Genomic DNA, 8,464 nt, shown 5'->3' on the forward strand with positions numbered 1-8,464 from the left:
CGACGGATATCGCGATAATCTTACGGACGCCCTGCCGATACTTCAAAAATACGGCTTTAAGGCGACGATTTTCATCGTGAACCGGCGCTTTGACGGGGATTGGGCGACCGATAAGGATCTGAAAAAATCAAGCGACGAGCTAAATCGCGAGCAGATGTTAAGCGACGAGGAGGTTCGCGAGCTTTTGCAAAGCGGCCTCATCGAGATCGGCTCGCATACGCTCGATCATGCAAATTTGCCTAGCTTAGACGCGACAGAGCAGCTGCGCCAGATGAGCGAATCAAAGCGCGAAATAGAGGCGAAATTTGACATCTCTTGCAGCGCCTTTGCCTATCCGTTCGGCTTTTACGACGAGATTAGCGTGCGCTGCGCGCGCGAGGCGGGCTTTAGCTGTGCCGTTACGACGCAAAACGACGTGTTGCGCCCGCACTACTCAAACTTTGAAATTCCGCGCATCATGGTTAGCGGCAGGCAAGGGCTTTTTAGCTTCATTTTGAAGATGAAAAAGGGCAGAAATAGATGAAAATCGCCTATCTTTGCTGCTCCAGATTTTACGGCGGCGTCGAAAAGATCGTGATCGACTCGCTAAATGAGCTTTGCAAAAGCGAGCAGGCGGCGCTAATCGTGCCCGATAGATGCGAGTTTTTGCAGCGTCTGGATGCTCGCGTGCAAATTTATGAGTACAAAAGCCGCGACAAGCGCTACAATCCGTTTTTGTTCGCTGAAATTTATCGGTTTTTACGCTCGGGCGGATTTGAAATTTTACATTCGCACGGCGCCAAAGCCGCGCAGATTGGCTTCGTGGTCGAAAAATTTTTAAATCTTAAGCTCGTTGCGACCAAGCACAACGACCGCAAAGCGCCCGTTTTCGATCGCGTGCGAAACGTCATCGCAGCCTCGCGCAAGGTCGCAACCACGATAAATCACGCCGCGAAGGTGATATATTTCGGCATAGAGCCGCGGCGGGAGTTTGTAAATCATGAAATTTTCGCGCGCTGCAAGGACGCGGAAGGCGCCGCAAATAGGGCGCTTGAGAGAAAAAAAGATGCGCGCGACGACTCGGCTAGCGCTGTGGGCGCACCGCAAAACATAGCTGGTGCTGCATTTGCGTCGCAAGATACGCCTGGCAGGGCGGGTGTGTCGCAAGATAGGGCTTTGGATGCGGACGCATCGCAAAATAAGACTAGTAGCATATTCGTATCGCAACAGGGCGCAAGCGCGGCGGCGGGAAATTTTAAATTTAGCATCGTTGCGGTCGGCAGGCTCGATAAGATCAAGGGTTTTGATCTTTTGATCCGCGCCGCAAGCGAGCTGAAATTTGATTTCGAGCTTAAAATTTACGGGCAGGGCGGCGAGAGGCAAAATTTGCAAAATTTAATCGATTCGCTAAATTTGCAGGACCGCGTGCGGCTATGCGGCTTTTGCGACGACGTCCCAGCTGCGCTTGCCGCGTCGCACCTGCACGTCATCAGCTCGCGCAAGGAGGGCTTTCCGGTGATTTTGATCGAAGGTATTTTTTATTCGCCCGTGCTGATCTCTACCCGCGCGGGCGGAATTTCGGAAATTTTAAGCGAGGAGTTTTTGTGCGAGGCGGCGGATTTGGGCGCCAAGATCGATGAAATTTACCGCGCTTACGGCAAATACGCCCGGGCTTTTGCGCAAAAACACGCCGTTCTTAAGCAAACTTTGACGCTACAAAATTATATTAGCTCGCTTAAAAATTACTACGAGGAGCTGTTATGCGAAGCCTAAAGATCGTGCATTGCGGCATTTTCAACGAATACGACGACGGTAGTTTTTTCTACGGCATGGAGCGCAAGATCAGCCACGGGCTCGTTTGCAGCGGGCACTTCGTCTATGATTTTAGCTACCGCGATTGGGAGCGGAGCCTGCGTTTTTGCGGGCTGAAAAACAGCGGCTTAAAAAAGATGAACGACAAGCTCGTGCGTATCTGCGAAAACATCGGCGCCGATCTGCTTCTAATCGGCAAGGGCGAAAAGATCGGTCTTAGCACGCTGCAGGCGATAAAATCGGCGCTTCCTAAGATTAAAATCGCGATCTGGTACGTCGATCATCTGCAAGAAAAACGGGAATTTTTCGAAAAGCTAAGCTTCATCAACGTGTTTTTTTGGGCGAATGCGCTGAAGCTGCGTGATCTTTCGGCAAGATACGGCGCGAAATTCGCCTTTTTCCCAAACATCTCCGACGCGGCGTTTGATAGACGCCTAGACGCCGCTAAAACGACCGACGTGATCTACATGGCGCGCGATTATCAAGAGGACGTGAGGTATAAATTTGCGCTTTTGCTGCGCGATTTTTGCGAAAAAGGGGGGCTTAGGCTTAAAATTTTTGCAAGCCTCGGCGCGCCTGCCGTATTCGGCGATAAATTTCATCGCGAGATCGCGGCTGCGAAGATCGCGATAAATTTTAATCGCGACGACGAACTTGAGTGCGCGCGCGCTCATAAATTGCTCGGCGCGAGCGACCGCATGGCACAGTTTTTAGGATGCGGTGTCTGCACTTTTAGCCCCAAGATCGCGGGGTTTGAGCGGCTTTACGAGGACGGCTCGGAGATAGTTTATTTTGACGATCCTGCGGATTGCTTTTCAAAGATCAAATGCCTTCTTGCAGGCGACGAATACGTACGCATCGCGCAGCGCGGCAGAGCCAAGACGCTAAGGATCGCAAATGCCGCCCGAGTGGCAAAATTTATGCTTGAGACGATCTTTGAAGAGAGCTTCGGCGCAGATGCCTGCGGTGAAATTTCTGATGAAAAATGCAGCGAGAGCGGCGGCGAACGTCGCGGCGCACTAGGCGGAAAAGACAAAAACGAGCGGGGCGATTTTTACAGCGAGACTTACGAATGGCGCGAGTTCGTCTATAAAAACGGAGAGAAATTCAGATGATTTATTTTGTAGCCTTTCTGATCTTTGCCGCTGCGGTAGGCGTTTCGCTGCGGTATAACTGGTGGCGGATCCCGCAGGGCTGGCATAAGGCGCGGGTGCTGATGTATCATAGCGTAGAGGAGCACAAGGGCGATAAATTCGACAAATGGCGTCTAAGACCTGCTGATTTTGAAAGACAGATCGCGTGGCTTGCGAAAAACGGCTTTAAAAGCTTTAAATTTGGCGAGCTTATCGCGCTAGATCGGCTGCCTAAAAAGGCGGTTTGCATCACATTCGACGACGGGTTTGAAAATAACTTTACCAGCGCCTTTGAAATTTTGAAAAAATACGATTTCAAAGCGAGCATATTTTTGGTGCCGGACGCCGTGCAAAACGACTGGGAGCGCGCCAACACCGCTCATCTTGCGCGGATGCTAAGCGAGGAGCAAATTTTAAAAATGCAAGCAAGCGGGCTGGTGGAGTTTGGCGCGCATACGATGCACCACGTAAATTTAGACCTTACCTACGCGAACGATCCGCAGCTCGCCGCAGATGAGATCATCACGTCCAAGGCTCGCGTAGCACGTATTTGCGCTCAGCCGTGCGAGGTGTTTGCCTACCCGTACGGTAAATTTAACGACGAAATTTTAAATATCGCCAGATCAAATTTTAAAGGCGCGGTGGTCGTCAAGCGCGGACTTTACGAGGCGGGCGACGACAAATACGCCGTAAAGCGTATCGGCATTTTGGGCACGGAGGGGTTTTTTGATTTTTGGCTGAAATTTACGAGGATAAGGAACAAACTATGATTAAAGCGTCCGTTTATGCGATAGTGATGAATGAGGAGCGCCACATCGAGCGTATGCTGCGTAGCGTGGCGGATTTTGCCGAGATCATAATCGTCGATAGCGGCAGCACCGATGCCACGCTGCAAATCGCGCGTAAATTTACCGATAAAATTTACCACCACGACTGGCAGGGCGAGGGGGTGCAGAAAAACTACGCATTTTCGCTCTGCAGCAACGAATGGGTACTAAATCTCGACGGCGACGAGGAGGTAAGTCCTGAGCTAAAAGGCGAGATAGAGGAGTTTATGAGCCAGAGCGATTACTCGGCGCTGGATATTAAATTTCACGAATACTCGCTTGGGCGCAAATGCTCCGATCTCGTGCGCAAAAACACCCACATCCGCTTCTTTCGCAAGGAGTGCGGCGAGTATAAAAATATGGGGGTGCACGCGCAAATTTCGATCATAAAGGGTGCGGTAAAAAAGAGCAAATTCTGCATCAACCATTTTAGCGAAAAGCCGATCGCCGAGCTCGTTACGAAAAACAACAACTACTCTACGCTGCGCGCGCAGGGGGATTTTGAGAAGGGCAAGAAGCCGAGCCTTGCGAAGCTTTTGCTGATCTATCCGTTTGCGTTTTTTAAATCATACATTTTGCGCAGATCGCTTTTTGACGGGCGCAAGGGATTTATCACGGCAAATATTAACGCATTTTACGCGTTTTTAAAAGAGGCGAAACTTTACGAGAAGTATCTTAAAAAGGGCGAAGATTAATCGAAATGATAGAAAATTTTAGTTATTATTGCGACTTAAATTTAACGGCGAAAAGGGCGAAAAAATGGATAAAAAAACGATAGCGGCACATAAAATTTCAGACGAAGAATATGAAAAAATTTTAAAAATTTTAGGTCGCGAGCCAAATCTGCTCGAGCTTGGGATTTTTAGCGCGATGTGGAGCGAGCACTGTAGCTACAAATCGAGCAAAAAATATTTAAGCGGCTTCCCGACCAAGGCGCCTTGGGTCATCCAGGGCCCCGGCGAAAATGCAGGCGTCATCGACATCGGCGGCGGCATGGCTGCGGTTTTTAAGATGGAAAGCCACAACCACCCTAGCTTCATTGAGCCGTTTCAGGGGGCTGCGACCGGCGTGGGCGGGATACTGCGCGATATCTTTACGATGGGCGCGCGCGTCGAAGCCAATATGAACTCGCTTCGTTTCGGCGAGGTGCGAGGAAGAAGCGAGAATGCACGAAAGCAGCGCTATCTGATAAAAGGGGCAGTCGCGGGCATCGCTCACTACGGCAACTGCATGGGGATCCCTACGATCGGCGGCGAGACGAGCTTCGATAAGAGCTTTGACGGCAACATTTTAGTTAACGCCTTTGCTCTGGGTATCGTTAAAAAGGATGAAATTTTCTACGGCAGGGCCGAAGGCGTGGGCAACAGCGTGATCTACGTGGGCTCTAAGACGGGTCGCGACGGGCTTGGCGGAGCCGTGATGGCGAGCGATAGCTTCAGCGAGGAGAACAAATCTCTGCGCCCGACCGTGCAGGTGGGCGATCCGTTCGCCGAAAAGCTGCTGATGGAGGCGTGCTTGGAGCTTTTTAAAACCGATTACGTCGTGGGTATCCAGGATATGGGTGCTGCGGGGCTTACTTCAAGTAGCTTTGAGATGGCGGGGCGTAGCGGCAGCGGCATGAGATTAAATTTAGACCTTGTGCCAATGCGTGAGGAGGGGATGAGCCCGTATGAGCTGATGCTAAGCGAGAGCCAAGAGCGCATGCTGATCTGCGCCAAAAAGGGCTGCGAGGAGAAAATCAAAGAAATTTTTGCTAAATGGGATCTCGACGCCGCCGTCATCGGCGAGGTGACGGATAGCGGCAAGATGGAGCTTTTTTGGCACGGTGAGTTGGCGGGCGTCATTCCGATCGAGCCGCTTAGCGAGGCAGCGCCCGTGCTGGATCGCCCGATAAAAGAGCCTGCATATATGGCGCAGATCGCGCGGCAAAATTTATGCGGCTGCGGCGCAAGCGAGCGCGAGCTGGACGCGGCGTTTGATAAAATTTTTGAGGACTCCGAAGTGCTAAATAAATCCTATATCTATGATCAATACGACGCTAACGTAGGGCTAAACTCCGCCAAGCGTCCCGGCATGCTGGGCGCTACGGTGATGCGCGTTAAGCAAAACGGCGTAAAGCTCGCGATGGCTGCGGACTGCAACACGCGGATGAATTACGTCCATCCTCGCATAGGCGCGGCGCTAGCGGTAGCGTCGGCAGGGCGAAAGGTCGCGATGAGCGGTGCGACGCCTCTAGCCATCACCGACTGCCTAAACTACGGCAATCCGCAAAATCCCGAGGTTATGTGGCAGTTCGCGCAGGGCTGCGAGGGGATCAAGCAGGCTTGCGCCGCGCTAAATACCCCCGTCGTAAGCGGCAACGTAAGCCTTTATAACGAAACGGGCGGCGTTAGCATCCAGCCTACTCCCGCGATCGTCTGCATGGGCACGAACGAGGGCGAGATCATCCCTAGCGATTTTTGCGCTAGCGGCGTGAGCGTCTATCTGGTAGGCGATACGAAGGGCGTATTTGCGGGTTCGCTTTATATGAAAGCGGTGGAAAATCGCGTCGCAGGCAGCCTGCCCGAGCTAAATTTAAAGGCAGAGCGCGCTCTGTGGGACTTCGCGATAGAAGCAGGCAGGAGCGGAGTTTTGGAATTTGCAAACTCAGTAGGAATCGGCGGCGTGGCGATCACGCTTGCGAAGATGGCGTGCGTAGGCGGCGTAGGCGGCGAGTTTGAGATGAGTTGCGATGATAGCAGAGATATTTTCGACGAGAGCTTTTCGCGCGCGATTTTCGGCGTGCGCGACGAGGCGAAATTTAAAGAGCTGGCCGCAAAATACGGGCTAAGCTTGATGCGCCTAGGCACCAGCGGCGGCGAAGAGTTTCGCATAAATTCCGTCCGTAAAAACCTTGCTGCGCTAAAAGAAATTTACTTCGGCGAGTTTGCCAAGATCGTAAAGAGCGAAGATTAGCGCGTGCTTGGCATTGTATTTCTTTTAATCGCGCTTTATATTTTTGCTCAGATCGGCGGGGCTTTCGGCAACTCCGGCTATCGCGGCAAGGCGCGAATGCAGCTAGGAGAGGCTAAAATTTTAGTAGCGCTTCTAGCCAAGGTCGCCAAAAGCGACGGGCACGTAAGCGAGTCCGAAGCTGCGATGATAAGCGAAATTTTGGACGATTTGGTTCGCCAAATGGGCGCCGGCGAGCGCGAACGCGAGGCGCTGAAGCTCGTTTACAAAGTCGAGAAAGAAAGTCTCGCAAACGTGCGCGAGCTCGCCGAAAAATATAACCAAACCTACCGCCCGAGCCCGAGCCGCAAAACGGGACTAATCTATTTCTTTTTAAATTTAGCCTACGTCGATCGCGGTTTTAGCGCGGCGGAGCGGCGCACGATCTCGCAGATCTGCGACGGATTGGGCCTTGCGGAGCATATCCAAAGCCAGATGTTTGCGACCTTTGAGCGCAGCTTTTACGGCACATATTACGAAAACGGCGGCGCGCAAAGCGATACGGCTTACGACGAATACGACGGCTATAGCACAAGAAGCGGCGGGTATTGGGACAAATACGGCGGCAGAAGCACCGGCGGCTACGGCAGCAGCAGTTATGGCGGCGGCACGGGCTACGGCTACGGAGGCTCGGCCGGTACGGGCTACGGAGGCTCGCAAAGTTCGGGCGGTTCATACGGCGGCGGATATGGTAGCGGCTATTCGGGCGGCTCGCAAGGCTCCGCCAAAAGCAAAAGAGATCCGTATGAAATTTTGGGGCTCTCCAAGGACGCTACGTTTAGCGAGATCAAGAAAAAATATCGCGAGCTCGTGAAAAAATACCACCCCGACATCCTGATGGGCAAGGGCGCGGACGAGGAGATCATCCAGGAGGGCACGAAGAAGCTTCAGGAGATCAACGAGGCGTATAAAATTTTAAAGGAGCGCTTCGGCGAGAAGTAGGGCGAGCAAATTTTAAAATTTGAGGGCGCAGAGCGTCTTGAAATTTTAAAATAGGATGGCGAGACGGCGGCAAGGTGCGGCGAAGGATTAGAATTTAAGGAGAGATAAATGAAAAATTTTATAGTTTTTGCCGTTTTGGCGGCACTACTTGGAGGATGCGCGAGCAAAAAAGACCAAAACGGAATAGCCGACTCGGAAGATATCGCAATGTTAAGCTTTGACAAAAATATTTCCACCAGATACCGAGCCCATAACGGAAAACTCTATAAAAACGGCAAAGTGTTAGGCAAATATCTTACGGCACCGGGACTTGGTATGCAGATTTATATGGATGAAATGGGAAATGGTTATATAGATCCTAGCGCGATAAAGGAAGATAATTCTAAAAAAATTACGGAGATAATATTCGTTCCGAACGAATTTATTAAAGTGATCTCTTATAGCCATAATGACGGCGTTTGTAAAGCATTGTCCACAGGAAAATATGTACATATAAAGGAGTATATCACTATATATTCACGAGGTGAGCCAATCGTGGCATATAGTTATGATGTTTTGATGTCAAGAAAAGGAATGGGGAAAATTTCATCCAGGTATGATTTCGTTAATGAAAAGTTATCTTATGTGGATAAAAAAATTTTAGAAAAACTAAATTCGACAGTAGCAGATCATGTGAAAAAATCCGTCGTGCTTAGCGGTGCTACGCTTCTTGGTCTGCTTTGCAGAGAAAAGTCTAAAAGGTTGGATTAAATTTAAGGAGCGATAAATGAAAAATTTTAT

At 50.8% G+C, this 8,464-nt stretch carries 8 protein-coding genes; all 8 read left to right on the forward strand.

Translation table 11 applies throughout. The features are described from left to right. Positions 1-523: polysaccharide deacetylase family protein (locus Q0236_RS02410; RefSeq protein ID WP_297914649.1), on the forward strand; the 523-nt coding region annotated here is incomplete at its 5' end. Then, positions 520-1,752 carry a glycosyltransferase gene (locus Q0236_RS02415; RefSeq protein ID WP_297914652.1) on the forward strand — a complete coding sequence of 411 codons (1,233 nt, stop codon included), beginning with the start codon at positions 520-522 and terminating at the stop codon, positions 1,750-1,752. The genes Q0236_RS02410 and Q0236_RS02415, both read left to right, overlap by 4 nt. Further along, entirely contained in the window at positions 1,740-2,906 is a 1,167-nt protein-coding gene (locus Q0236_RS02420; RefSeq protein WP_297914656.1) for a glycosyltransferase, read from the forward strand. The genes Q0236_RS02415 and Q0236_RS02420 overlap by 13 nt, the downstream gene beginning before the upstream one ends. Then, on the forward strand, positions 2,903-3,694 hold the full coding sequence (locus Q0236_RS02425; RefSeq protein WP_297914658.1) for a polysaccharide deacetylase family protein: 792 nt from the start codon (positions 2,903-2,905) through the stop codon (positions 3,692-3,694). Before Q0236_RS02420 ends, Q0236_RS02425 begins: the two co-directional genes overlap by 4 nt. After that, entirely contained in the window at positions 3,658-4,446 is a 789-nt protein-coding gene (locus tag Q0236_RS02430) for a glycosyltransferase family 2 protein (RefSeq protein ID WP_297914661.1), read from the forward strand. The genes Q0236_RS02425 and Q0236_RS02430 overlap by 37 nt, the downstream gene beginning before the upstream one ends. 64 nt (positions 4,447-4,510) lie before the next feature. Continuing rightward, complete coding sequence (gene purL / locus Q0236_RS02435; RefSeq protein WP_297914665.1) at positions 4,511-6,706, forward strand: phosphoribosylformylglycinamidine synthase subunit PurL; 2,196 nt, start codon at positions 4,511-4,513, stop codon at positions 6,704-6,706. A 3-nt stretch (positions 6,707-6,709) separates the two neighbouring features. Further along, on the forward strand, positions 6,710-7,684 hold the full coding sequence (locus Q0236_RS02440) for a molecular chaperone DjiA (RefSeq protein WP_297914668.1): 975 nt from the start codon (positions 6,710-6,712) through the stop codon (positions 7,682-7,684). Between the two features lie 108 nt (positions 7,685-7,792). Then, entirely contained in the window at positions 7,793-8,434 is a 642-nt protein-coding gene (locus Q0236_RS02445; RefSeq protein ID WP_297914671.1) for a hypothetical protein, read from the forward strand. Positions 8,435-8,464: the final 30 nt, after the last annotated feature.

This window comes from uncultured Campylobacter sp., from assembly GCF_938031315.1.
GTDB lineage: Bacteria > Campylobacterota > Campylobacteria > Campylobacterales > Campylobacteraceae > Campylobacter_B.

Excerpts from the sequence above, each read along its gene's own strand:
- Q0236_RS02425 (WP_297914658.1), top strand. The coding sequence starts at position 2,903 with ATGATTTATTTTGTAGCCTTTCTGATCTTTGCCGCTGCGGTAGGCGTT.
- purL (WP_297914665.1), top strand. The coding sequence starts at position 4,511 with ATGGATAAAAAAACGATAGCGGCACATAAAATTTCAGACGAAGAATAT.
- Q0236_RS02420 (WP_297914656.1), top strand. The coding sequence starts at position 1,740 with ATGCGAAGCCTAAAGATCGTGCATTGCGGCATTTTCAACGAATACGAC.
- Q0236_RS02445 (WP_297914671.1), top strand. The coding sequence starts at position 7,793 with ATGAAAAATTTTATAGTTTTTGCCGTTTTGGCGGCACTACTTGGAGGA.
- Q0236_RS02415 (WP_297914652.1), top strand. The coding sequence starts at position 520 with ATGAAAATCGCCTATCTTTGCTGCTCCAGATTTTACGGCGGCGTCGAA.